Below are 23,752 nucleotides of genomic sequence, written 5' to 3' on the forward strand. Positions count from 1 at the left end.
CATAGATGATCGGCAGATCGGGCTCGCCTGCGTCAGCGATCAGCACCCCGTTGACGCTGGCTTCCACGCCGCGCTCGAGGATCCGCAGCCGGGTCTCGTGTTCCCGGCGTCGCGTCACGTCCTTGGCGATGCCATAGACCCCCTGGATGCGCTCACCGACCACGATCGGCAGATTCGTGATGTCCAGGCGGCGGACCTTGCCGTCCCGATGGGGGATCTGCAGTTCATAGCGGCAGGGGTCGCCGGCCGCGGTGATCTCGAATTTCTGTTGAACATACGCCAGGTCGTCGGGCTGCAGGAACTGGGAAAAGTGCGCGCCCATGATCTGCTCGACGGGGAAGCCGGTCAGCGAAGAACAATGCTCATTGGCCGTGGCGAAGTGTCCCCGCAGATCCAGTGAAAACACCGCATCCGGGTTATAGGCGAACAACGAGCGGTAGCGCTGCTCGCTCTCCCACAGCGAACGCCGGTCCTGCTCGCGCTCCACCGCCAGGGCCACCAGATCCACGGCCTGACGCGTCATTTCCAGTTCGGACTCGTCCGGTCTGGCCGGCCGCCGATAGTAGGTCGCAAAGGTGCCCAGCAACCGACCATCACTGGCGATCACCGGATAGGACCAGCAGGCCCTGAGCCCCTCGTTCGTGGCCAGGGTCCTGAATCCCTTCCAGCGTGGATCATGTGCGAGGTCCTCGCAGACCACCACTTCACGGCCATGAGCCGAGCTGCCACAGGCGCCCATGCCGGCGCCGATGGGAATCGAGCCGATCGCCTCCCGGTAGCGCAACGGCAGACTGTTGCCCGCCACCAGGCGCAGCGCGCGGCCTTCGTCGTCGGCCAGCATGATCGAGCATAGCCCTCCCTGCAGTTGCCCCTCGAGCATGAGGCAGATGGCATCGAGCGTCTGGTCGAGCGGGACTTCCTCGGCAATCATCGCCTGGATGGATTGCTGCTGCTCGAGCTGCTCCCGCGCCGCCATCAGCTCCCGGGAGTGCCCCAGGACCAGGCGCACCATCCCCAGGCTGAAGACCAGTAGATAGGTCAGCGTCAGCCCGCCCAGACCAACGGCTGACGGCACGATAACGGCCTGCAGCCAGCTCGCCTCGGACGCGGGGTGCACGGAGGGACTGAGCATCGGTCCGCCCGGCAGCCCGATGTGGCGTGCCGCAAAGGTGGGGGAATCCGTCACATCTCGCGCGACCATGCCCGGCGCCGCCAGCGAGAGGAGCGCCTCGTCATCACGGGAGAGGTTGACCTGAAAGCCGCCCAGTTGAATGCGCAGCCCACGCTCCAGGAGGGTCGCCATGTCCAGCACGGCCACCAGCTGCTGGTCGCGACGCGGGACCGCGATCGCCATGATCGCCAGACCCGGGGCGCCGTCATCGGGCACCATCATGCGCGGCTGGGGAAACGGCATGTCCAGCCAGTCGCGCACGCGCTCGGAATCCGCCCATTGCGCCCACCAGCGCCGGGCCTCCTCGCTGCGCGCCCGGCCCCAGCGCCAGTCCTGGTCGCTGCCCAGCAGGCCGATGACCTCGAGGCTGGGGGTATCACGCAGGTAGTTGGCCGCATCACGGTTCAGCACGGCGGGCTCCAGGCCCATGGCGGAGGCATCCAACCGCTCGGCCATGCGCTGCATCAGCATCAAGTGCGACCCCATCACCTGCTCGGCATTGAGGCGAACGTTGTCGAGCAGATACTCCGCCTGCTGGTCGATCCGTTGCTGCTGCTGCCAGCTGAGCAGGTACCACGCCAGACTGCTGGCCACCACCCCGGCCAGGCCTGCCATGACGGCCGCCCTTCCCAGCTTGAGCTGTCGCTGGGCCGTCCTGGCAGTCGCCGCCACCATGGCGCCGCCGAACATCAGCGCGAACAGCGCCACCACCAGCGGGGATGCGGTCATGCCCTCCCATCCAGGACCATCCCCCGAGACGACGCGCATCATCCCCAGCATGGTGAGCCCGAAGAGCAGCAGCAGGCACCCGCACACCTGCCACAGCCGACGCAGACCCTGTCGCCCGAGCCCCGAGACTAGACAGGCGGCTACCACCACCAGCAAGGCGGCCAGGAGTGAGGAAACCCGCGGTTCCCCGGACAGCCAGGAGGCGCCCTCCTGGCTCCCGCCGACCGCGGCATTGTGCAGCAGGGTATATCCCATCAAGACCAGCAGGCCGCCACCTGCCAGAAGGCGCGTGCGCTGCCAGTGCTGGACCACGGCGAGAAGGCCAACACCGGACAACATGGCGGCCAGTGAGGCATCCGGGCCCAGCAGCGTTTGCGGGGGGTAGTGGAACCACTCCAGCATCCCGGCCAGGCCCATCAGCACGAAAGCCGCCGATACCATCAGCAGCCAGCTATCCAGGGCAATATCGCGGGTCTTGAACGGCATGAACGTCGTGCTCCCTGCGCGTGATCTACAAGGTGCCTGGCACTACCCGGCCCAGTCGCCGCCTTGTCGCGGTGCCCCAGATGGTGCGGTGCTTCGCCTGGGAACACCAGCCTCTGTCCTCATCCAATAGGCTGAGAATCCTCAGCTTACCATTCCCGGCCCATGGCGTTGCCGACCTTCGGCCGGCGGGGCAGCCGCGTCAGGATGAACGGCAAAGGGGGAATGACGATTTCGCTACTGGCCACGAGCCTAATAACCAAAGGCTATTGGAAAAACGCTTTCTTATTCTCTAGTGTATTTTTCCCAACAACGGCGCGTACACCGCGACGTCTTCCCTGGTTTCAGCGAATACACAGGAGCAACCCATGCTCAAGCGCATAGCCCTTACCGCCATGGCCGCAGGCCTGATGACCGCTGGCGGCCTGGTCCAGGCCGACGACCACGCCATCAAGGTCGGCATGTCCGGCGGCTACTTTCCCTTCACTTTCGTCGAACAGGACAAGCTCCAGGGCTTCGAGGTGGATGTCATGGAGGCCGTGGCCGAGGAGATGGAGGTCGAGGTCGAGTTCGTCACGGCGAACTTCTCGGGACTGTTCGGCATGCTCGAGTCCGGTCGGATCGACACCATCGCCAACCAGATCACCATCACCGAGGAGCGGGCCGCCAAGTACGCCTTCACCGAGCCCTACGTCTACGATGGCGCCCAGGTCGTGATCAGGGAAGGCAACGAGGAGATCCAGGGCGTCGAAGACCTGAAGGGCAGGACCGTTGCCGTCAACCTCGGCTCCAACTACGAGGAACTGCTGCGCGAGTTGCCCTATGCCGACGAAATCGACATCCGCACCTACGAGAGCAACATCGAGCAGGACACGGCCCTGGGCCGCGTCGACGCCTTCGTCATGGACCGGGTGAGTGCCAGCCAGGTGATCAAGGAGAAGCCGCTGCCCCTGGCGCTGGCCGGCCAGCCCTTCTCCAAGATCCGCAATGCCCTGCCCTTCCGGGACACCGAGGAGGACCGCGCCCTGCGTGACCGGGTCGATACCGCCCTGGCCACCCTGCGCGAGTCGGGCGAGCTGCAAGCGATCTCGGAAGCGTGGTTCGGCACCGACATCACTCGCCCCTGAGGCGCTGAGTCGCTCCCGTGCGTTTGCTCGATGTCGACTACATGCTGGGGCTGGTGCCCATCCTGCTGCGCTATCTGCCGCTGACCCTGCAGATGGCCGCCGTGGGGATGGCACTGGCCCTGGTGCTGGCCTGTGGCCTCGCTGTGATCCGCGTGCTGCGAATCCCGGGCTTGAACGCCGCCACGCTACTGTTCATCTCCTTCTTTCGCGGCACGCCACTGTTGGTGCAACTGTTCCTGTTCTATTACGGCTTGCCCCAGCTGCTGGCCTTCCTGACCCAGATCAATGGCATTACCGCCACCATCATGGGCCTGACCCTGCATTTCTCGGCCTACATGGCGGAATCCATCCGCGCCGCCATCGTCGGGGTCGACAGGAGCCAGACGGAGGCTGCGCTCTCCATCGGCATGACCAACGGCCAGCTGATGCGGCGCATCGTGCTGCCTCAGGCCACGAGGGTCGCGGTCCCGACGCTGATGAACTACTTCATCGACATGATCAAGGCGACCTCCCTGGCGTTCACCCTGGGAGTCACCGAGCTGATGGGCGCCACCCAGAAGGAGGCCGCCGGCAGTTTCCTCTACTTCGAGGCCTTCATCACCGTGGCGGTCTTCTACTGGGTCATCGTCGAGCTGCTGGCCTGGTTCCAGCGGCGCCTGGAAATCCGACTCAACGAAGCATATCGCCGATGATCAAGGTAGAGGGACTCGTCAAGCGCTTCGGCGGAACCGCCGTGCTCGACGGCATCGACCTGGCCATCGAGCAGGGCGAGATCATCGTCGTCATCGGCCCCTCGGGGACCGGCAAGTCGACGCTGCTGCGCTGCCTGAACTTCCTCGAGCGCCCGGATGCCGGCCGGCTGACCATCGGCGACCTGAACGTCGACGTCACACGGGCCAGCCGCGCAGACATCCTGACGGCACGCCGGCGCACGGCCTTCGTGTTCCAGAACTATGCGCTGTTCGCCAACAAGACGGCGCTGGAGAACATCGCCGAGGGGCTGATCGTCGTCAACCGCTGGCCCAAGGAGAAGGCCCATGCGCGGGCCAGGGAGATCCTGGAGCGCATCGGCCTGGCCGACAAGGCCGACGCCTACCCCGCCGCCCTGTCCGGCGGCCAGCAGCAACGCGTCGGCATCGGGCGCGCCATGGCGGCCCAGGCCGAGGTGATCCTCTTCGACGAGCCGACCTCCTCGCTGGATCCCGAATGGGTCGAGGAGGTCCTGAGCCTGATGAAGCAACTCGCGAGAGAGCGTCAGACCATGCTGGTGGTCACCCACGAGATGAGCTTCGCCCGGGACGTGGCGGACCGGGTGATCTTCATGGAGGGCGGACGCATCGTCGAGCAGGGACCACCCAGCCAGCTCTTCGGCTCGCCGAAGGATCCCCGCACCCGGGACTTCCTGCGCAAGGTACTGGCGACCCAGGTGTCGATCGACTCCCCGACCTAAGCCGAACGGCTGACAGGCGCGTTGTGGGGCCCGGCGGGCTTCCCGTATAGTGTTCGTACACTTTCCCAGGCCCTCGCCCTCCTCGATGCCACAGCCACGCGTCCAGATCCGCCCTCGCCGTCGCCCTCCCCTGCATTTCCTGCCGCTGGGTGGCTGTGGCGAGATCGGCATGAACCTCAGCCTCTATGGGTATGGGGAGAGGGGCCACGAGGACGACTGGATTGCCGTGGACTGCGGCATGATGATCCGCCAGGACTTGCCCGACAATCCGCTCCAGGTGCCGGACCTTTCCACCCTGGAGACCCTGTCGATCCGTCCTCGGGCACTGATCATCACCCATGGCCACGAGGATCATATCGGGGCCGCCGCCTGGCTCTGGCCCCGGTGGGGCTGCCCGATCCACGCCACCCCGCTGGCCGCCGGCCTGCTAAGGGCCAAGTTCGGCGAACGCGGGCTGGCCACCGACGCCATCCGGGTCATCGAACCCGGCGAGGCGCTCGAGACCGGCCCTTTTACCCTGCGCTACCTGCCGCTGACCCACTCGATTCCCGAGAGCTGTGCACTGCTGATTGCGGCCGGGGAGCATCGAGTACTGCACACCGGCGACTGGAAGCTCGATCCCGAGCCGTTGATCGGCCCCCCGATCTCGGCCGCGACCTTTCGCGCCATCGCGCCCGTGGACCTGGTGGTGGGAGATTCCACCAACGCCCCCATGCCCGGCCACTCCCGCAGCGAAGGCGAGGTCGCCGAGGCGCTGACCCACACCATCGCCGGCTGCGAGGGGCGCGTGGTGGTGAGCTGCTTCGCCAGCAACCTGGCACGGGTGCTGGCCATCGGTCGCGCGGCAGAACGCTGCGGTCGCCGGGTCAGCCTGATGGGGCGCTCCATGGAGCGCATGGTGGGCGTGGCCCGGGGGCTCGGCTACATGGACGACCTGCCACCGCTGGTGCCGGTGACCGATCTGGGCTATCTGCCGCCGGAAGAGGTGCTGGTGATCGCCACCGGCAGCCAGGGCGAGCCGCGGGCCGCGCTGTCACGCCTTTCCCGGGGCCGCCATCCACACTTCGAGCTGATGGCCGGCGACACCGTGATCTTCTCGGCCAAGGCCATCCCTGGCAACGAGCGACTGATCGACCGCCTGAAGCGCGGGCTGAAGCAATTTAGCGTGGCTATCCTCGACGAGGAGAATCACCCCGAACTGCACGCCTCGGGCCACCCGGCGCAGGACGAATTACGCACCTTCTACGGCTGGGTGAAGCCACGCCACCTGCTGCCGGTACATGGCGAACCACGCCACCAAGAGGCCCACCGTGCCCTGGCCGAGGCGTTAGGCATCCAGGCACCGGTGACGCCGGTGAACGGGGATTTGATCCGCCTGGATGCCCAAGGGCTTTTTCTGGAGACGCGCCATCCCCAGAAGCCGCATATCGTCAGCCAGGATGCCGTATCCGCGTTGCCCGGCCTGGGGAGTAGCGACAGCGGAAACCGCTCACGCCATGGGAGCCTTTACCTGGCCATCTCGGTGGCTGCCACTGACACCGGCTGGACCCGCATCGGTCGACTGATGCTCGATGCCAGCCAGGCGAGCCCCATGGACGAGACTGCCTTCGCCGACTGGCTCGATGACTGCCTCGAGGAGATCCAGGTGGATTCCCTGGCGGAATTGCGCCTGGCCCTGCAGCCTAGACTGCTCGGATGGCTCGCCGATCACCTGCACCGTGTACCCGAGGTGCACCTGCAGATTCTGGCAGTCGAAGCCGAGATGTTGGGGAAGTAAGGGGTACTTTCGATTGTGGGAGAGACCTTCCTGTCGCGATGAAGAAGGCAATCATCGCGGTGCAACCGCTCCCACAGGGGCCTCAAAGCCTACACGGGATTGTAGGCGCCATGCTTGCACGGCGACTATTTGAATCCGGCCTGCCAATGCCGTGCAAGTCGAAGCGTCGAAACGACGGCTCCCACGAGAGGTCAGAAACTGCATAGGCTTGTGGGAGCCACGACAGCAAGGCCGGGATAAAGCGCCTCAGGCCTTGCTGGCATTCTTCGGCGGACGACCGCGCTTGCGCTTGGGCTGCTCGGTCACCAGGTCATCTAGGGAAAGGCCGGCTTCATTGATCTGTTCGCGGATCTCGGCGAGCTTCCTGGCCTTCTCGGCTTCCTCTTCCTGGCGCTGAACTTCCTCGTCCTTCTTCTGCTCGATCACCTCACCGATGACCTCGGCCAGCTTGTGGAGCTGTTCCATGCTCAGCTGGCGTGCCGCGGCACGAGCCACGTTCTTGTTGCGGGCGATGCGCTCCAGGGATTCGCTGGACATTAGCGGTCTCCATGCCGAATGTTGGACGGTTGCTTTATGTAATGACACGTCAAAAGTATATGCACTTGCATGACATTGGCAAGAAAAGTCGCGTTAAAAAATGGAAGAAAGCCGGGAGAAATTAGAATGCACTGGGCCAGGCAGCCGAGGGACATTGGCGAAATCCCGCCAGGATTTCCCTCGCCCGTAAGGCAACGGGCGACATCATGATGTCGCCCGTTATGCCATGGTGCTGGCTTCAGGGTAGCGATGGTGACGGCTCAGCCGCCGGTCATGTTCATGAAGCGTACCACCTGGACGTCGCCGTCGGTAGTGAAGTGATGACGCTCGGGCTTGAGCGGCATGGCGCGCACGATGGCCTGCTTGAGCGCCTCGATATCGCCGGGATAGCGGCGCAGCACGGCACGCAGGTCCACGGAGTGCTCGTTGCCGAGGCACAGCAGCAGGCGCCCCTCCACGGTGACGCGAACCCGATTGCAGGTATCGCAGAAATTATGGCTGTGGGGGGAGATGAAGCCGACCCGGGACTCGCTGTCGGGCATCATGAAGTAGCGCGACGGGCCGAGGGTCGACTCGGTGGTGGGAATCAAGGTGTGGCGGGACTCGATGTGCGCCTGGACCTCGTCGCTGGAACAGAAGGTCTCGGCCCGGGAGTGGTCCGACACGTCGCCCAGCGGCATCTCCTCGATGAAGCTGATATCGAGGCCCTCGTCACGCGCGAAATCGACGAGGTCGATCACCTCGTCATCATTGCGCCCCTTGAGGATGACAGCGTTGAGCTTGATCCGCTCGAAGCCGGCGTCGCGTGCGGCACGAATGCCGTCGATGACCTTGTGCAGGTCGCCGGTACGGGTGAGACGACGGAAACGGTCGGGATCCAGGGAATCGAGGCTGATGTTGAGACGCTTGAGCCCGCCCTCGCGCAGGCGAGTGGCGAACCTGGGCAGGCTCGCGCCGTTGGTGGTCATGGCAAAATCCTTGAGCCCCGGCAGCGCCCCGATATCCGCGACGAGGCGATCGATATCACGACGCACCAGAGGCTCGCCCCCGGTCAGCCGGACCTTCTCCACGCCCATCTCGGTGAAGGCCCGAGCGACCATCCCCAACTCCTCCAGGGTCAGTACCTGGGCACGCGGCAGGAAGGTCATCTCCTCGCTCATGCAGTAGACGCAGCGAAAATCGCAGCGATCGGTGACCGAGATGCGCACATAGCGCACTCGCCTGCCGAAATCGTCGATCAGCTCATCGGTCATGAAGACATCTCCCAGCGACGGGCATCATGATGGTCCCCGTCGCGCTCCGAAACCCAGTAGTCCCCGCTGGCGGTATGCTCCTTCTTCCAGAAAGGCGCGCGGGTCTTGAGGTAATCCATGATGAAGTCGCAGGCCTCGAAGGCGGCGCGTCGATGGGCGCTGGCGACCACTACCAACACGATAGGGTCTGACGGGGCGAGGCGTCCAATCCGGTGGATCACGGTTACGCCCTGGAGTGGCCAGCGGGACTCGGCCTGCTCGACAATCTCGCCGAGGGCCGCCTCGGTCATGCCTGGGTAGTGTTCCAGGGTGAGCGCCTGAACCTCGGGACGCTCGTTGAAGTCGCGCACCAGTCCGGTGAAGCTCACCACCGCCCCAATGTCGCTACGCCCTTCGAGCAGGGCGCGCTGTTCTACGCCGGCATCGAAGACGCTTTCCTGCACGCGGATCATCGTTAGCCTCCGGTCACCGGGGGAAAGAAGGCGACCTCGTCGTTGTCGGTCAGCGGCGTGGCATCGCTGGCCATCACCTGATTGACGGCACACAGCACGCGCCCCTGGTCGAGACCCTCGAAGCGGGGATCCAGGGCCTTGAGGGCCGTCTTGAGGCCGGCCACATCGGAACTCGGCAGACGCTCGACCGGAACCGAGACATCGCCCACCCCGAGACGCTCGCGCAGTTCGGCCAGGCACTTGACGCGGATGCAGGGCGCGGCGATATCGCAACGCTGCCCCACCGAGACTTCTCCGGAAGCCCCCTCGCCGGTGACGATCGGCGACGGGGCGGATTCGATGATCGAGGGCGCTACCGCTCGCTCCCCGCGGGCCTCGTCCCGCCGATAGTCGCCGGACTTGCCACCGGTCTTGGTGTCCAGGTGGATGGCGCCGATCTCCATGCCCTTGTCCACCGCCTTGCACATGTCGTAGAGGGTCAAGCAGGCCACCGAGACCGCCGTCAACGCCTCCATCTCCACCCCGGTTCGTCCGTTGAGGCGACAGGTGGCGGTGACATGCACGCAGGACTCTGGCTCGTCGAGGTCGAAGTCGATGGCGACCTTCGACAGGGCCAGGGCATGGCAGAGCGGGATCAGCTCGTGAGTGCGCTTGGCGGCCTGGATGCCGGCGATACGCGCCGTGGCCAGCACGTCGCCCTTGGGCAGGCCGCCCTCGGCGAGCAGCGCCAGGGTCTCGGGCTGCATGCGGATGAGGCCCGAGGCGCTGGCCTCGCGGCGGCTCTCCGGCTTGTCGGCGACGTCGACCATGTGGGCCTCGCCGCGGGCATTGAGATGGGTCAGGGACGGGTTGGACAGAGGCATGGGGGCAGCGTCTCATGGCAGTCGATGTAGGGGTTGGATGCTCACCGTCTCGCCCGGGGCAACTCCCTCGCGCTCGTCGGTGAGCTCGATCAGGCAGTTGGCCGCCACCATCGAGGACAGGATCCCGGAGCCCTGGGCGCCGGTGCTGCGCACGTGCAGGCGGCCCTCGGCGTCGGCGTGGTAGCAACCGCGCAGGAAGTCGGTTCGCCCGAGACGGCTCTTCAGGGCCTCGTCGGCGATGGCCGTCAGCCGTAGCGGCTCGCGCACCGCCCTTCCCTGCAGCTTGGACAGCAGCGGCGCCACAAATTGCAGAAAAGTCACCATCACCGCCACCGGGTTGCCGGGGAGCCCCAGGAAGGGTACGCCTCGCTCCCCCAAGAGGCCGCAGGCCAGGGGGCGCCCGGGACGGATGGCAATCCGCCAGAAGGCCAGGCGACCGACTGCCTCCAGCGCCGCACGGGTGAAGTCGGCGTGGCCCACCGACACGCCGCCGCTGGTGATCACCATGTCGGCCCGCCCGGCGGCATCGCCCAGGGCGGCGACCATGGCGTCCCGGTCGTCGGGGAGGATGCCCAGGTCGATCAACTCGGCGCCCTGCTCGGCCAGCAGACCGGCCAGGGTATGGCGGTTGGCATCGAAGATACCTGCCGGCGGCAGGGGCTCACCGGGAGCGGTCACCTCGTCGCCGGTGGAGAAGATGGCCACCCGAGGGCGGCGATGCACGCTCGCCTCGGCCAGACCCAGCGAGGCCAGCAGGCCCAGTTCGGCCGCTCCCAGCCGGTTACCGGCGCGCAACGCAGTCTGGCCCCGGGGAATGTCCTCGCCGGCCTGGCGCACGTGCTGGCCGCGCTTCACTCGCTCTGTTTGATGCACCACCACCGTCTCACTTCGCTCCTCGAGCTGTTCGAGCATGATCACGGTATCGGCCCCCGGCGGCAGCGGCGCCCCGGTGGTAATGCGCACGCACTCGCCGGCACCCAGCGCCTCTTCCAGGCGACTGCCGGCGAGCACCTCGCCGACGACTCGCCACTCACCCGGCAACTCGGCGTCCCCAGGCCAGGCCAGGGCTATTCCATCCATGGCGGCATTGGTGTTCTGGGGCACATCGATGGGCGAGACGACATCTTCTGCAAGCACACGTCCGTGCAGTTCGGCCAGCGCCACCCGTTCGGCGGGTAGCGGTGCCTCGGCGAGACTGGCCAGACGCACGCGTGCCTCCTCTACCGGGAGCATGCGCTCGCCGAGATCGAAGCAGGAGAGCGTCATGGCGCGGTCTCCTCGCACCTGCGTTCGCGGGGCAGCTGGCAGCTCGGCCAGCGAGCGGGCCAGGCGGCGATCCAGTCGGTGAGTGCCTCGAGATCATTGAGATCCAGTGCCGCGACGCCCTCGGGCAGCGCGAGGGACGCGTCACTGGCCACGGCGCACACCCAGGGGTCCTCGGCCACGCGCAGCGACTTGCCCACCTCGGGGCGATAGAGCTCGAGCTTGGGCAGTGGCCAGGCCTTGAAGCCTTCCACCAGGATCAGGTCGGGATGCTGAGGCCGCACCATGTCGATGAGTTCGGCCAGATCCGCCTCCTTACGCCCGGGGGTCTCCATCATCAGCGCCACTCGGGCGCGGGACGCCACCAGCATCGGCGAGGCGCCGGCCTGGCGCAGGCGGTGGCTGTCCTTGCCGGGCTGGTCGACGTCGAAGGCATGGTGAGCATGCTTGATCACCGCCACACGCAAGCCCCGCTCGCCGAGGCGTGGCAACAGCTGCTCCAGCAGGGTGGTCTTGCCGGTTCCGCTCCAGGCGGCGATGCCGAGCAGTGGCAGATCGTCGTCGAACGAGAGGCTCTCGGGTACGCCATCGCTCATGGGCTCAGGGACTCCTTCTTTCCTCCGCGGTTTGAGTTTCCCTCGCTCAGGGCGCGCTCAAGCCGTCGCTTCTCGTCATCGGTATTGAGGTTGGCCAAGGCGTCCGGGCAGTCGCTGACGTCCACCCGGCACCAGGCGTGGCGGGCGTACCAGCGGTCGATCTTGCGCTCGCCATCGGCCAGGGAGGACGCCAGGTCCTCGGCCAGGGCGGTACGGATCAACGCCACCACCGGATGCAGCCGCTCGCCGTCGAAGGCCACGGCGATATCGCACTCGCCGATGCCGGCCACCAGGCGATCCACCAGGTCATGGGGCAAGGCCGGGCTGTCGCAGGGCACCACCAGCAACCAGGGGGTGCGCGCGGCCCGCAGGCCGCTGTAGATGCCCATCAGCGGGCCCTGGAAGCCGCCTTCGGCATCCTGGATCACGCGGTCGGCCAGCGGCGCATAGGCCTCGGCATTGCGATTGGCGTTGATCAGCACCTCGGCGACCCGCCCCGCCAGGCGCTCATGAACATGGGCCACCAGCGGGCGTCCCGCGAAGGGTTCGAGCCCCTTGTCGCGACCGCCCATCCGGCGTCCCTGGCCGCCGGCCAGGATCAGGCCAGTGAGGTCGTCTCGGGTGATCATTGGCGCTCCTGACGAATCGGTCATGTTGTGAGTCATGATGCCTCAGCCCGGCGGCGGGTGCCATGCCGGCCGTCCACGCTGGCCCCCTGCCCTGACGCCGGTCAAGCCGTGGCTTATCCCCGTGCCGCCAAGGAGGTACACTATGTTGAAAATATTCCACGAATGCGGCAACAACCGCGGTAAGGACCGACCCATGGAAGAGGCATTCGATGTAGGCGCCCGGCTCAAGCAGCTGAGGCTTTCGCGCGGGCTGTCCCAGAGAGAGCTGGCCAAGCGGGCCGGTGTCACCAACAGCACCATCTCGCTGGTCGAGCAGAACAACGTCAGCCCGTCGGTGAGTTCGCTGAAGAAGATACTGGACGCCCTGCCGGTGTCGATCAGCGCCTTCTTCGCCGGCGACGAGCCCAGCCAGCCGCAGCCCTTCTATCGGCAGGACGAACTGACCGATATCGGCGATGGCAGGCTTTCCTGGCGGCTGGTAGCCGCCCGCCGCCCCGACCGGCGCATGTCGATCATCCACGAGCGCTACCCGCCCGGGGCCGACAGCGGCGAAGAGATGCTGGAGCATGATGGCGAGGAAGGCGGCGTGGTGATCGCGGGGCAGATCGAGATCACCGTGAACGGCGAGGTGGGGGTGCTGGGCGCAGGCGACGCCTACTACTTCGATTCCCGCCTGCCCCACCGCTTCCGCAACCCCGGCCGCGAGGAGTGCGTGATCGTCAGCGCCAGCACCCCGCCGACCTTTTCCGACGCGGGCCAGGAGCAACACCACGCCTGAGCAGGATCACTCCTCCTCGGCGCGGGGCAGTACCCAGTTGAGGACGATGCCGACCAGAGCGGCGAGACTGACGCCCTGCAGGGTGAACTGGCCATTGCCGAACTGCATGCCGCCGATGCCGAAGACCAGCACCAGGGAGACCACCACCAGATTGCGCGGCGCGGTGAGCGGCTTGCCGGCCCGCACCAGGGTGTTCATGCCGACCACGGCGATGGAGCCGAAGAGCAGGGTCATGATGCCGCCCATTACCGGACCGGGGATGGTCTGCAGCAGCGCGCCGAGCTTGCCGACGAAGGCCAGGACGATGGCGATGCAGGCGGCGACCACCATGATCCTGGGGTTGAAGGCACGGGTCAGGGTCACGGCCCCGGTGACCTCGGAGTAGGTGGTGTTGGGCGGTCCGCCGAAGATCGCCGCCGCGGTGGTGGCCAGGCCATCGCCCAGCAGGGTGCGATGCAAGCCGGGCTTCTCCAGGTAGTTCTTGCGAGTCACCGAGCCGATGGCGACCATGTCGCCGATATGCTCTACCGCCGGGGCGATCGCGACCGGAATCATGAACAGGATCGCCGCCCAGTGGAAGCTCGGCGCGGTGAACGATGGCAGCGACAGCCAGGCCGACTCCTGCACCGGCGTGAAGTCCACGACCCCCATCACCAGCGAAAGCACATAGCCCGTGACGATACCGCCCATGATCGGGATCAGGCGGATCAGGCCGCGACCGAACACCGCCAGCACCAGGGTGACCAGCAGGCTGGTCATGGAGAGGAAGATCGCCGCGCCGTAGCCGATGTTCTCACTGGTCTCGCCGGTGGCCATGTCCACCGCCACCGGGGCCAGTGCCAGGCCGATCACCATGATCACCGGCCCCACCACCACCGGGGGCAACAGCCGATGCAGCCAGGCGGTGCCCTTGAGGCGCACGAACTGGGAGATCACTACATAGACCAGGCCGGCGGCCATCAGTCCTCCCAGGGTGGCGGGAATGCCGTAGTTCGCCACGGAGCCCTGGATAGGCGCGATAAAGGCAAACGACGAGGCCAGGAAGACCGGCACGCTGACCCGGGTCACGCCATGGAAGATCAGGGTGCCGATGCCCGCGGTGAACAGCGCCACATTGGGGTCCAGGCCGGTGAGCAGGGGCACCAGCACCAGGGCGCCGAAGGCCACGAACAGCATCTGCGCCCCGGTCAGCAAAGTGCGCAACGGGGAGTCGGTGGGCATGGCGGCCGCCGCCGTGTTGTCGGTCATGATCAAGGGCTCCGGGAAAATCGAGGGGAACGGGTCGCGCGGCATTCTACCAGCCTGACTTACCCAATAGCTTCTCGTCGCTCAACGCTCGGCTGAGCTATCGCAGTAGCTGCCATCGCTCAGGGCTGACCTGTCGGCAAGCCTGCGAGGAGGCGCTGTGAATACTTCCCTGTACGCTACCGACGCCATCCATGGCGTAGGACCTCCTCTTCGGCTTGCCCCCAGCGCCCTCTCGCTTTTCGTAACTGTGATAGTCCTGTCAAAACTCGGGTGTCGCCGTCTCCAGATACTCCTTCAGGCGTGCCTCGGCCTGGTCGTCGAAAAGGATATCGCAGGCTTCGCGCAGTCCCGGCGAGTTGCGGATGCTCTGCTCAGGCACCACCAGCGAGACCTTGGCGCGACGCCTCAGGAAATCCTCGAGCTTGGTCACCATCTCGCGACGCCTGGCCAGTTTCAGCTCGCAGCGCAGGTATTCGGTACCCTCGATCAGCACCTCGCCCTGGCGCGGGTCCTGGCGGATGTCCTCGAGCATCTCCAAAGCCTGGGCGCCATAGCGGCGCCAGAGCCGTGTGCTGAGCGGCTCGGAGGCCTCGGCGCTGGTCATCGCATCCAGGTCCATGAGTCGCGCCTGGTGCATGAACGCCTCGCGGACCGAGGGATCGGGCTCACCGTACCAGCGAACATCCGGGTACGGGATCTCGACGCCGAGCCGGCGAACCTCCTCAACCACCTCCTCACCGACATTGAGACAATCGGTCAGCTTGCCGCCGAAGATGCTCAGATGGCGCCGCTCGTCGTCGATGTCGATGGCATGTTTGCGCGACAGGTTGAGGAAATCCCGGTCGCCGCCACCGCTGGGCTTGACCGCCAGAGGGCGCACGCCGCAACGCGTGGCGATGATGTCCTCCTTGCCCAGCGGTGTCTGGAGTTCGAGTCGCGTGTTGATGTTGTCGAGCACGAAGCGGATATCCTCCTCCGTCGCGCCGACCTCGGGCTTCTCGACCCGGGTATCGGTGGTGCCGATACAGGTGCGCGGCCCCATGGGGATGACGAAGAAGAGTCGACCGTCGTCGGCGAAGAAAGCCAGTACGCGCTTGCTGTCGGTCAGCCGCGGCACGATCAGATGGATGCCCTTGGAGAAGACATGATGGTGATCGGTCTGCTGCCCCGAGAGGTTGTTGTGTTGGTCGACCCAGGGCCCGGCCGCGTTGATCAACACCTTCGAGCGAATCTCGAAGGTCCTATCATCGGTACGGTCCCGGACCGAGGTGACCCAGAGGTCCCCTTCTCGGCGGGCCCCCAGCGACTCGACGTAGTTGGCCGCCACGGTGCCGAAATCCAGCGCGCCGCGCACGAAATTGAAGACGAAACGCGCATCGTTGTCGTGCAGGTAGGCATCGGAATACTCGAAGCCTCCCTGGGCATTGCGCGTATTGATGATCGGCTCCCGCGCCTTGATCCCCGACGGACGCAGAAAATTCGGCCTCCGGGTGAAGGCGCTGCCCATCAGCCAATAGAGCCAGGTACCGGCCCAGGGGTAGAGAGGGTGGTGGCGAAAGCCCTTGTTGATGGTGGTCAGAAAGCGAATCTCCTGGACGGTGGAGGGGTAGCTTCTGATCAGGTGGTTGCGGCTCTTGCACAGCTTGCGCACCAACTTGAAGTCGCCGCTCTCCATGTACTTGATGCCACCCCACACCAGGTTGGAAGAGTGCATGCTGGTGCTGCCGGCGAAATCGCCCCGGTCGATCAGGGCGACCCTGGCCCCCTTGCCGCTCAGCGCCGCCGCCGCCGAGGCGCCGTTGATGCCGCCGCCGATGACCAGCGCATCGAAGATCTGATCGGGGAGCTTGCGGATGTTGTTCTCTCTGAGTTGCATGTCTGGCCCTTTTTCAAAGCAACGGGCCCCACTCGGACTGCACCGAGCGGGGCCCTGGGTCCCGTTCAGGCAACCGGTCACACGATCTGGAACCGCCCCGGGAGCATCCGGGGCAAGGTTGGGCGGATCAGGCGACCCGCCCGCCCATCATTCGCGGGAACCGGCGGCCATCCACGTCTCCATCATCTCGTCGTAGGGAACGGTGGTGCCCTGCGGCATCTCGTCATCCAGCTTCGCCTTGGGCGAACCCGGCTCGTCGAGCCACTCCTGGGGATCGCGCTCCTCGTTGAGGTTGGGCGCGTAGACCTCGAAGACGCCGGCCCGTGCCAGGCGCGCCATGATGCTGTCGAGATCCCCGGCCAGGTTGTCGAGCGCCTCCTGGGGCGTGATCTCGCCATTGACCGCCGGCGCCAGGTTCTGCCACCACAGCGGTGCCATGCGCGGGTAGTCCGGCACGTTGGTGGAGGACGGCGTCCAGTTGGACTCGTTGGGGCTGCGGTAGAACTCCACCAGGCCGCCGAGCTTGGGTGCCATCTCGCTCATCTGGTCGGAGAACACGTCCGACTCGCGGATCGGCGTGAGGCCCTCCATGAGCTTCTCCAGGGAGACCGTCTTGGAGACGGTGAACTGGGCAAACAGCCAGGCGGCGGTACGACGGTCTTCCGGGGTGGAGTCGAAGAAGGTCCAGGACCCCACGTCCTGATAGCCGACCTTCATGCCCTCTTCCCAGTACGGACCGGTGGGCGATGGCGCCATGCGCCACTTGGGATTGCCCTCTTCATCGGTGACCGGGAGGTCGGGGTCGGTCATGTCGGCGGTGAAGGCGGTGTACCAGAACATCTGCTGGGCGACATTGCCCTGGGCGGGTACCGGCCCGGCCTCACCGAAGGTCATGCCACTGGCCTCGGGCGGCGCGTACTTCTCGAGCCAATCTACCATCTTGGTCACGGCGAACACCGAGGCCGGCGAGTTGGTGGCACCTCCGCGGGAGACGCTGGCGCCGACAGGCTGGCTCTCCTCGTTGACGCGGATACCCCAGTCGTCCACCGGATTGCCGAACGGCACACCGGGGCTGCCCATGCCCGCCATGGAGAGCCAGGAGTCATGGAAGCGCCAGCCCAGCGACGGGTCGCGACGGCCATAGTCCATATGGCCATAGACCTTGGTGCCGTCGATCTCGCCGACGTGCTCGCTGAAGAACTCGGCGATATCCTCGTAGGCGGTCCAGTTGGTCGGCACCCCCAGGTCATAGCCGTAGATGTCGCGGAACTGCTCCTGGAGGTCCTCGCGCTGGAACCAGTCGTAGCGGAACCAGTAGAGGTTGGCGAACTGCTGGGTGGGCAACTGGTAGATGCTGCCATCCGGACCGGTGCCATACTGCAGGCCGATGAAGTCATCGAGATCCAGGGTCGGCAGGGTATAGTCGGCCCACTCGTTCTTCATGGCGTTGGAGATGTTGATGGTGGTGCCGTAGCGGATATGGGTCCCGATGGCGTCGGAGTCATTGACGTAGCCATCGTAGATGTTACGACCCGACTGCATCTGGGTCTGCATGTTGTTGACCACATCACCCTCGCCGATGATGTTGTGGGTCACCTCGATGCCGGTCAGCTCGCTGAACGCCTCGGCCAGCACATCCCGCTCATAGATGTGCGTGGTCAGGCCTTCGGCGACGGTGTTGATCTCCATGTCGCGGAAGGGCTCGGCCGCCTTGGCGAACCACATCAGTTCCTCTATCTGCTCCTCGCGGGACAGCGTCGAGTTCTGGAAGTGTTCATCGACCAGGCGTTCGGCGATGGCGCGCGCGTCGTGCTCGTCGGCGTGCAGTGCACCACTTGCCAGCATGACACCGGCCGCCAGTAGAGAGAGTCGCATTGTTGTCGCTTTCATGTTGACCTCTTTGGTTGTCGTGGTCCGTCCCTGGACATTCGGCTCCATGCGTTTCTGTCAGCCCCAGCGCATCAGGATCAGTAGCCAGAGACCCGATGCCCCCAGAGCCAGCCAGATGCTGAGCGGGGTGAAGCCCACCACCACCAGGTGGATATAGGCAGCGGATAGCAGCCCGATGAAGAGCCGGTCACCGCGGGTCGTCGAGATCGGCAGGAAGCCCTTGCGCTCGACCGTCGGCGAGATGACCTCCCAGGCCGTCATGCCGGCCAGCATGGCGGCGATGACCGCGAAGAAGACCGTAGTGGGGGTGGTCCAGACCATCCATTCCATGTCGCGTCCTCCTCAGGTGCGGCCCAGGGCAAAGCCCTTGGCGATGTGGTTGCGAACGAAATAGACCACCACGATGCCCGGCAGGATCGTCAGGGTACCGGCGGCGGCCAGCGCCCCCCAGTCGATCCCCGAGGCGCCCTTGGTCTGGGTCATCACCGAGGCGATGGGCTGGGCGCCGGTGGAGGTCAGGGTGCTGGCCAGCAGCAGCTCGACCCAGGAGAACATGAACAGGAAGAACAGAGTCACGCCGATGCCCGAGCTGATCATGGGGATAAAGATCTTCACGAAGAACTTCGGGAAGCTGTAGCCATCGATGAAGGCCGTCTCGTCGATCTCCTTGGGGACCCCGCTCATGAAGCCCTCGAGGATCCACACGGCCAGCGGGATATTGAACAGGCAGTGGGCCAGCGCGACCGCGATATGGGTGTCGAACAACCCAACGGTGTAGTAGAGCTGGAAATAGGGCAGCAGGAAGACGGCCGGCGGCGCCATCAGGTTGGTCAACAGCCAGAAGAACAGGTGCTTGTCGCCGATGAACTTGTAGCGGCTGAAGGCATAGGCCGCCGGCAGCGCCACCGCGATACTGATCAGCATGTTCATCAGCACATAGGCGATCGAGTTCACGTAGCCCATGTACCAGCTGGACTCGGTGAGGATCTTGGCATAGTGCTCGAGGGTGAAGCTCTCGGGCCACAGGGTCAGTCCGCCGAGGATCTCGGTGTTGGACTGGAAGGACATGTTGAGCAGCCAGTAGATCGGCAACAATACGAACACGATATAGGCGGTCATGAGCCCCCGGCGGCGCCACTGGCGAGAGGCCGGACGAGCCTTGCGGCGACGCCGGTTATCGGCGGCAGCGGCACGTTGGCGCACGGCGTCGGGGGTCGTGGGCAATGAATCACTCATTTCATGCCTCCTTGTTGTTGTCGTCTTTCTGCATGTTCATGATCGCGGTGTAGAACACCCAGGTGACCAGCAGGATGATTAGGAAGTAGATCAGCGAGAATGCCGCCGAAGGCCCCAGGTCCTGCTGGCCGATGGCCATGGTCGTCAGCGACTGGCTGAGAAAGGTGGTGGAGCTGCCGGGGCCCCCACCGGTAAGCACGAAGGGCTCGGCGTAGATCATGAAGGAGTGCATGAAGCGCAGCAGCACCCCGATCACCAGCACGTTGGTGAGCTTGGGCAGCTGGATGTAGCGGAACACGGCCCACTTCGAGGCGCGATCGATGCGCGCCGCCTGATAGTAGGCATCGGGGATCGAGCGCAGGCCGCTGAAGCAGAGCAGCGCGATCAGCGGCGTCCAGTGCCAGACATCCATCAGGATGATGGTCGCCCAGGCATCCACCGGGCTCGCGGTGATGTTGTAGCCATAGCCGAGCTCACGCAGGCTCCAGCCCATCAGGCCGATATCGCCCCGGGTGAAGATCTGCCAGATGCTGCCCACCACGTTCCAGGGGATCAGCAGCGGCATGGTGACGAGTATCAGCACGGCAGAGGCCTGCCAGCCCTTCTTGGGCATGATCAGGGCAATGCCGATCCCCAACGGCACCTCGATGGCCAGCACGGTCAGCGAGAAGGCGAACTGGCGCGCCAGGGCGGCCTGCAGCCCCGGGTCGTTGAGCATCTCCCGGAACCACTCGGTGCCGGTGAAGAAACGGGTATTGGCATCGAAGACATCCTGGACCGAGTAGTTCACCACGGTCATCAGCGGGATGACGGCCGAAAAGGCCACCAGCAGCAGCATGGGCAGGATCAGCCACCATGCTCGATTGTTGTAGACTTTATTCATGGTCGATCTCCACGCGGTATTCGTCGACGTAAAGGCCGAGTCGCTCGTCGGGAAAGCGCAGCCATGCCTTGCCGGTCGGCGTCTCCTGGTCTTCCTCGATGCGCGCCTTGAGCGCCATGCTGCCCAGCGTCAGGTAGACGATCGAGTAGGTCCCAAGGTCCTGGGCGTGATCCACCCGAGCCTCCATACCCCCCTCGACCGGCTCGGGATGCACCTCGATGAATTCGGGACGAATACCGAGCTTGATGTTGGTGGAGCGGGCACGAGCCACGGCATGGTGGACATCCTGCCCTACCGTCAGCTCGATGTTACCGGCCATCACGCGCCCGTCACGGGTCATCACATCCAGGAAATTCATGCCCGGGCTGCCGATGAAGTAGCCCACGAAGGTATGGTTCGGCCTCTCGAAGAGCTCCCTGGGCGTGCCGAACTGCACCACCTGGCCCTCGTACATCACGGCGATCTTGTCGGCGAAGGTGGAGGCCTCGAGCTGGTCGTGGGTCACATAGACCATGGTGATCTCGAAGCGCTGGTGGATCTCCTTGAGCTTGCGGCGCAGCTTCCACTTGAGCTGGGGGTCGATGACGGTGAGCGGCTCGTCGAAGAGGATCGCCGAGACGTCCTCGCGCACCAGCCCCCTGCCCATGGAGACCTTCTGCTTCTCGTCGGCGGTGAGGTTCTTGGCCTTGCGCTTGAGCTGGGGGGTGAGCTCCAGCACATCGGCGACCTCCATGACGCGCTCATGGACCCGCGCCTCGGGGGTCTTCACATTGCGCAGCGGAAAGGCCAGGTTGTCGTAGACCGTCATGGTGTCGTAGATGACGGGGAACTGGAAAACCTGGGCGATGTTGCGTGCCTCGGGTGGCAGGGCATTGACCACCTCGCCGTCGAAGAGCACCTCACCGCTGGAGGGTTCCAGCAGGCCGGAGATGATGTTGAGCAGGGTAGACTTGCCACAGCCCGAGGGCCCGAGCAACGCATAGGCCCCGCCCTGGTGCCAGACGTGGTTCATCTCGCGAATGGCATAGTCCTCGGGTGACCGCGGATCGGGCAGGTAGGTATGGGCCAGCGATTTGAGGGTGATCTCCGCCATGTCAGATGCCCCCCAGGTGAGTCGGTATATGCACCACCGCGCCCTGGCGGTCGAAGGCATAGACCTTGTGGGTCGGGAAATAGAGCGTCACGGGTGCATCGACACGGAACTCGTGAACCCCCTCGAGGTGTACCGTCATGTGGAAGAGGTCGTTGTGAACGTGAAGGAAGGTCTCGGAACCGCTGATCTCCGCCAGGTCGACGGTCATCTTCACCTCGATGTCATCCTTGGCCCGAGGCGTGAGCGAGATGTGCGAGGCGCGCACGCCGAAGCGATACTCTCCCGGCGCCAGGCTGCGCAGGTCATCGTTGATGGGAAAATGCAGTGTCTTGTCGAAGGTGACCTCGGCGCCGGAGATGATCCCCTTCACGATGTTGATCGGAGGCTCGGAGAACATCTCCGCGGTCAGGATATCTTGCGGACGGTGGTAGACGTCCTCTGTCCGGCCATACTGCAGCAGGCGCCCCTCGTGGAGGACGGCGGTGTTGCCTCCCAATGCCAGGGCCTCTGCCGGTTCGGTGGTGGCATAGACGGCGATGCAGTTGCGCTCGCTGAACACCGAGCGCAGCTCGTCGCGGAATTCCTCGCGGAGCTTGTAATCGAGGTTGACCAGCGGCTCGTCGAAGAGCACGACATCGGCATCCTTCACCAGCGCACGCCCCATGGCGGTTCGCTGCTGCTGACCACCGGACAGCTCGAGGGGCAGGCGATCGAGCAGGTGCTCGATATGCAACATCTCGGCGACCGCCCGCACCCGCCGGTCGATTTCGGCGCGCTCGACCTTGGCCAGCTTGAGGGGCGATGCGATGTTGTCGTAGACGGAGAGAGCCGGATAGTTGATGAACTGCTGATAGACCATGGAGACGTTGCGCTTGCGCACCGAACGTCCGGTCACGTCTTCCCCGTTCATCAGGATGCGCCCCCGGGTCGGGGTATCGAGCCCTGCCATCAAGCGCATCAGGGTGGTCTTGCCGGCCAGGGTCCGCCCCAGCAGGACGTTGAAGGAGCCGGGCTGTAGCTCCAGGTTAACGCCCGCGATGTGAGTGGCGCCACCGACCACATGATCGATGTTATCTAGGATCAAGGACATACAGATCTCGACGGTTCGTTGTTATGTGATGGGTTCGGAGACTGCTGAACACAACGTAGCCGAGATTCGCTTTCAAACACAAATGTCGTCAAGCGAAAACACCACGAACCAGCATGACTATCACCTCAACAGGCGATCAACTTGCTGATATTGCGATGGTTTCGCTATTCATTGAACTTTTGTCTAACGGATGGGATCGGGAGATGGCAGAACATCAGATAGCGGGAAATGTCACCATGTGATCGAAAACGAACATCATGCAACATGGCGAGGCTACCCAGGACAGGCAGGATGGAAACGAAAACGCCATCATCCCCTGCTGGGCCGTGCAGGGGATGATGGCGACAGGAAGGAGCCGTAGTGGCGTTCAGCGCGTGCCGAAGATCTTGTCGCCCGCGTCGCCCAGGCCGGGAACGATGTAGCCGTTCTCGTCCAGGTGGTCATCCACTGCGGCGGTGTAGAGCTCGATGTCCGGATAGCTGTCCTGAACCCGCTTGATACCCTCGGGAGCCGCCACCAGCACGATCACTTTCATGTGCTTGCAGCCGCGCTCTCGCAGCATGTCCAGGGTCGCGACCATGGTGCCGCCGGTGGCCAGCATGGGATCGATGACAATGGCCATGCGCTCGTCAAGGTCATTGGCGAACTTGGCGAAGTAAGGCACAGGCTCCAGCGTCTCCTCGTCACGGTAGAGCCCCACCACGCTCACCCGGGCGCTGGGGATCAGATCGGTGACGCCGTCGAGCATGCCCAATCCCGCGCGCAGGATCGGCACGATGGTGACCTTCTTGCCCTTGAGCAGCTGCACCGGAATCTTGTTGCCGCTCCAGCCGTCGATTTCCTGCTCCTGGAGCTCCAGGTCGCTGGTTGCCTCGTAGGTGAGCAGCTTGGCCAGCTCGCCGGCCAGTTCACGGAAGCTCTTGGTGCTGATGCCGGCTTCGCGCATCAGACCAAGCTTGTGCTGGACCAGGGGATGCTGGATGGCGTGGACGCTCATGGGAGGAACCTCTTCGACGGCGGTGGGTATGTGGCGACTATCGTCGGATGGACAGCAACGACAAATTGACGGCCATTCTACCCGCATCCCGCGTTGAGGTTAAGGCTGAGCGAGCGCCTCGCCACCCCGCAATAAATCACTACAGTACCGCTCGGAGCTGATCCAGCGGCAGGCCTACGAGGAGGCGCTGTGAATACTTCCCTGTACGCTACCGACGCCCTGCTTCGCTCACGCGTCCTGCTCCGCTTGCAGGACCGGTGCTGGCCATCCATGGCCAGCCCGTTCGGAGGAATCCTCCTCACCCCTGGCGTAGGACCTCCTCTCCGGCCTG

Annotated in this window: 23 protein-coding genes; 6 read left to right on the top strand and 17 right to left on the bottom strand. The window is 64.9% G+C overall.

Annotated features, from left to right (window positions below; all coding sequences use genetic code 11):
- The coding region (locus QLQ86_RS12985; RefSeq protein WP_282817231.1) for a GAF domain-containing protein at nucleotides 1-2,386 on the bottom strand (2,386 nt) is incomplete at its 3' end.
- A 365-nt stretch (nucleotides 2,387-2,751) separates the two neighbouring features.
- Between QLQ86_RS12985 and QLQ86_RS12990 the strand changes: the two genes are divergently transcribed.
- From QLQ86_RS12990 to QLQ86_RS13005, 4 genes are all read left to right on the top strand, one after another.
- The gene (locus QLQ86_RS12990) at nucleotides 2,752-3,510 is read left to right on the top strand and encodes an amino acid ABC transporter substrate-binding protein (protein ID WP_407650093.1); all 759 of its coding nucleotides are present in this window, start codon (nucleotides 2,752-2,754) and stop codon (nucleotides 3,508-3,510) included.
- Nucleotides 3,511-3,527: 17 nt separating this feature from the next.
- A complete protein-coding gene (locus tag QLQ86_RS12995) occupies nucleotides 3,528-4,202 on the top strand; it encodes an amino acid ABC transporter permease (RefSeq protein ID WP_282817232.1) in 675 nt (224 codons plus the stop codon).
- The gene (locus QLQ86_RS13000) at nucleotides 4,199-4,960 is read left to right on the top strand and encodes an amino acid ABC transporter ATP-binding protein (protein WP_282817233.1); all 762 of its coding nucleotides are present in this window, start codon (nucleotides 4,199-4,201) and stop codon (nucleotides 4,958-4,960) included. Before QLQ86_RS12995 ends, QLQ86_RS13000 begins: the two co-directional genes overlap by 4 nt.
- 169 nt (nucleotides 4,961-5,129) lie before the next feature.
- A complete protein-coding gene (locus QLQ86_RS13005; protein ID WP_282817406.1) occupies nucleotides 5,130-6,737 on the top strand; it encodes a ribonuclease J in 1,608 nt (535 codons plus the stop codon).
- Nucleotides 6,738-6,983: 246 nt separating this feature from the next.
- Here QLQ86_RS13005 and QLQ86_RS13010 read toward each other — a convergent pair whose 3' ends face one another.
- From QLQ86_RS13010 to mobA, 7 genes are all read right to left on the bottom strand, one after another.
- A complete protein-coding gene (locus QLQ86_RS13010; protein ID WP_133633719.1) occupies nucleotides 6,984-7,274 on the bottom strand; it encodes an H-NS family histone-like protein in 291 nt (96 codons plus the stop codon).
- Nucleotides 7,275-7,534: 260 nt separating this feature from the next.
- Nucleotides 7,535-8,527 carry a GTP 3',8-cyclase MoaA gene (gene moaA / locus QLQ86_RS13015; protein WP_282735323.1) on the bottom strand — a complete coding sequence of 331 codons (993 nt, stop codon included), beginning with the start codon at nucleotides 8,525-8,527 and terminating at the stop codon, nucleotides 7,535-7,537.
- A complete protein-coding gene (gene moaE, locus QLQ86_RS13020) occupies nucleotides 8,524-8,979 on the bottom strand; it encodes a molybdopterin synthase catalytic subunit MoaE (RefSeq protein WP_282735324.1) in 456 nt (151 codons plus the stop codon). Before moaE ends, moaA begins: the two co-directional genes overlap by 4 nt.
- A 2-nt stretch (nucleotides 8,980-8,981) precedes the next feature.
- Nucleotides 8,982-9,842, bottom strand: coding sequence for a cyclic pyranopterin monophosphate synthase MoaC (gene moaC, locus QLQ86_RS13025; RefSeq protein WP_282817234.1), 861 nt, complete (start codon nucleotides 9,840-9,842; stop codon nucleotides 8,982-8,984).
- Between the two features lie 12 nt (nucleotides 9,843-9,854).
- Nucleotides 9,855-11,108, bottom strand: coding sequence for a bifunctional molybdopterin-guanine dinucleotide biosynthesis adaptor protein MobB/molybdopterin molybdotransferase MoeA (locus tag QLQ86_RS13030; protein ID WP_282817235.1), 1,254 nt, complete (start codon nucleotides 11,106-11,108; stop codon nucleotides 9,855-9,857).
- The gene (gene mobB / locus QLQ86_RS13035; RefSeq protein ID WP_282735327.1) at nucleotides 11,105-11,701 is read right to left on the bottom strand and encodes a molybdopterin-guanine dinucleotide biosynthesis protein B; all 597 of its coding nucleotides are present in this window, start codon (nucleotides 11,699-11,701) and stop codon (nucleotides 11,105-11,107) included. The genes QLQ86_RS13030 and mobB overlap by 4 nt, the downstream gene beginning before the upstream one ends.
- Nucleotides 11,698-12,330 carry a molybdenum cofactor guanylyltransferase MobA gene (gene mobA, locus QLQ86_RS13040; protein ID WP_282817236.1) on the bottom strand — a complete coding sequence of 211 codons (633 nt, stop codon included), beginning with the start codon at nucleotides 12,328-12,330 and terminating at the stop codon, nucleotides 11,698-11,700. Before mobA ends, mobB begins: the two co-directional genes overlap by 4 nt.
- A 193-nt stretch (nucleotides 12,331-12,523) precedes the next feature.
- Between mobA and QLQ86_RS13045 the strand changes: the two genes are divergently transcribed.
- Nucleotides 12,524-13,108, top strand: coding sequence for a cupin domain-containing protein (locus QLQ86_RS13045; protein WP_282735329.1), 585 nt, complete (start codon nucleotides 12,524-12,526; stop codon nucleotides 13,106-13,108).
- 6 nt (nucleotides 13,109-13,114) lie between these two features.
- Here the strand turns inward: QLQ86_RS13045 and QLQ86_RS13050 are convergent, their stop codons facing one another.
- From QLQ86_RS13050 to QLQ86_RS13085, 8 genes are all read right to left on the bottom strand, one after another.
- Nucleotides 13,115-14,356 carry a uracil-xanthine permease family protein gene (locus QLQ86_RS13050; protein WP_282817237.1) on the bottom strand — a complete coding sequence of 414 codons (1,242 nt, stop codon included), beginning with the start codon at nucleotides 14,354-14,356 and terminating at the stop codon, nucleotides 13,115-13,117.
- Between the two features lie 259 nt (nucleotides 14,357-14,615).
- On the bottom strand, nucleotides 14,616-16,232 hold the full coding sequence (locus QLQ86_RS13055; RefSeq protein WP_282817238.1) for a glycerol-3-phosphate dehydrogenase/oxidase: 1,617 nt from the start codon (nucleotides 16,230-16,232) through the stop codon (nucleotides 14,616-14,618).
- 147 nt (nucleotides 16,233-16,379) lie between these two features.
- Nucleotides 16,380-18,122, bottom strand: a complete 1,743-nt coding sequence (locus tag QLQ86_RS13060; protein WP_282817239.1) for an ABC transporter substrate-binding protein — start codon at nucleotides 18,120-18,122, stop codon at nucleotides 16,380-16,382.
- 57 nt (nucleotides 18,123-18,179) lie between these two features.
- Nucleotides 18,180-18,452, bottom strand: coding sequence for a DUF2160 domain-containing protein (locus tag QLQ86_RS13065; RefSeq protein ID WP_282735333.1), 273 nt, complete (start codon nucleotides 18,450-18,452; stop codon nucleotides 18,180-18,182).
- Between the two features lie 12 nt (nucleotides 18,453-18,464).
- A complete protein-coding gene (locus QLQ86_RS13070; protein WP_282735334.1) occupies nucleotides 18,465-19,358 on the bottom strand; it encodes a carbohydrate ABC transporter permease in 894 nt (297 codons plus the stop codon).
- A 1-nt stretch (nucleotide 19,359) separates the two neighbouring features.
- Nucleotides 19,360-20,241 carry a carbohydrate ABC transporter permease gene (locus QLQ86_RS13075; RefSeq protein WP_282735335.1) on the bottom strand — a complete coding sequence of 294 codons (882 nt, stop codon included), beginning with the start codon at nucleotides 20,239-20,241 and terminating at the stop codon, nucleotides 19,360-19,362.
- A complete protein-coding gene (locus QLQ86_RS13080; protein ID WP_282735336.1) occupies nucleotides 20,234-21,334 on the bottom strand; it encodes an ABC transporter ATP-binding protein in 1,101 nt (366 codons plus the stop codon). The genes QLQ86_RS13075 and QLQ86_RS13080 overlap by 8 nt, the downstream gene beginning before the upstream one ends.
- A 1-nt stretch (nucleotide 21,335) precedes the next feature.
- Nucleotides 21,336-22,424 carry an ABC transporter ATP-binding protein gene (locus tag QLQ86_RS13085; protein WP_282735337.1) on the bottom strand — a complete coding sequence of 363 codons (1,089 nt, stop codon included), beginning with the start codon at nucleotides 22,422-22,424 and terminating at the stop codon, nucleotides 21,336-21,338.
- A gap of 113 nt (nucleotides 22,425-22,537) precedes the next feature.
- On the opposite strand from QLQ86_RS13085, the gene QLQ86_RS13090 reads away from it, so the two are divergent.
- Nucleotides 22,538-22,666, top strand: a complete 129-nt coding sequence (locus QLQ86_RS13090; protein WP_282735338.1) for a hypothetical protein — start codon at nucleotides 22,538-22,540, stop codon at nucleotides 22,664-22,666.
- Nucleotides 22,667-22,791: 125 nt separating this feature from the next.
- Here the strand turns inward: QLQ86_RS13090 and upp are convergent, their stop codons facing one another.
- The gene (gene upp / locus QLQ86_RS13095) at nucleotides 22,792-23,421 is read right to left on the bottom strand and encodes a uracil phosphoribosyltransferase (protein WP_282735339.1); all 630 of its coding nucleotides are present in this window, start codon (nucleotides 23,419-23,421) and stop codon (nucleotides 22,792-22,794) included.
- Between the last annotated feature and the right edge of the window lie 331 nt (nucleotides 23,422-23,752).

This window comes from Halomonas rhizosphaerae, assembly GCF_030012485.1.
In the GTDB taxonomy this organism is placed as follows: domain Bacteria; phylum Pseudomonadota; class Gammaproteobacteria; order Pseudomonadales; family Halomonadaceae; genus Halomonas; species Halomonas rhizosphaerae.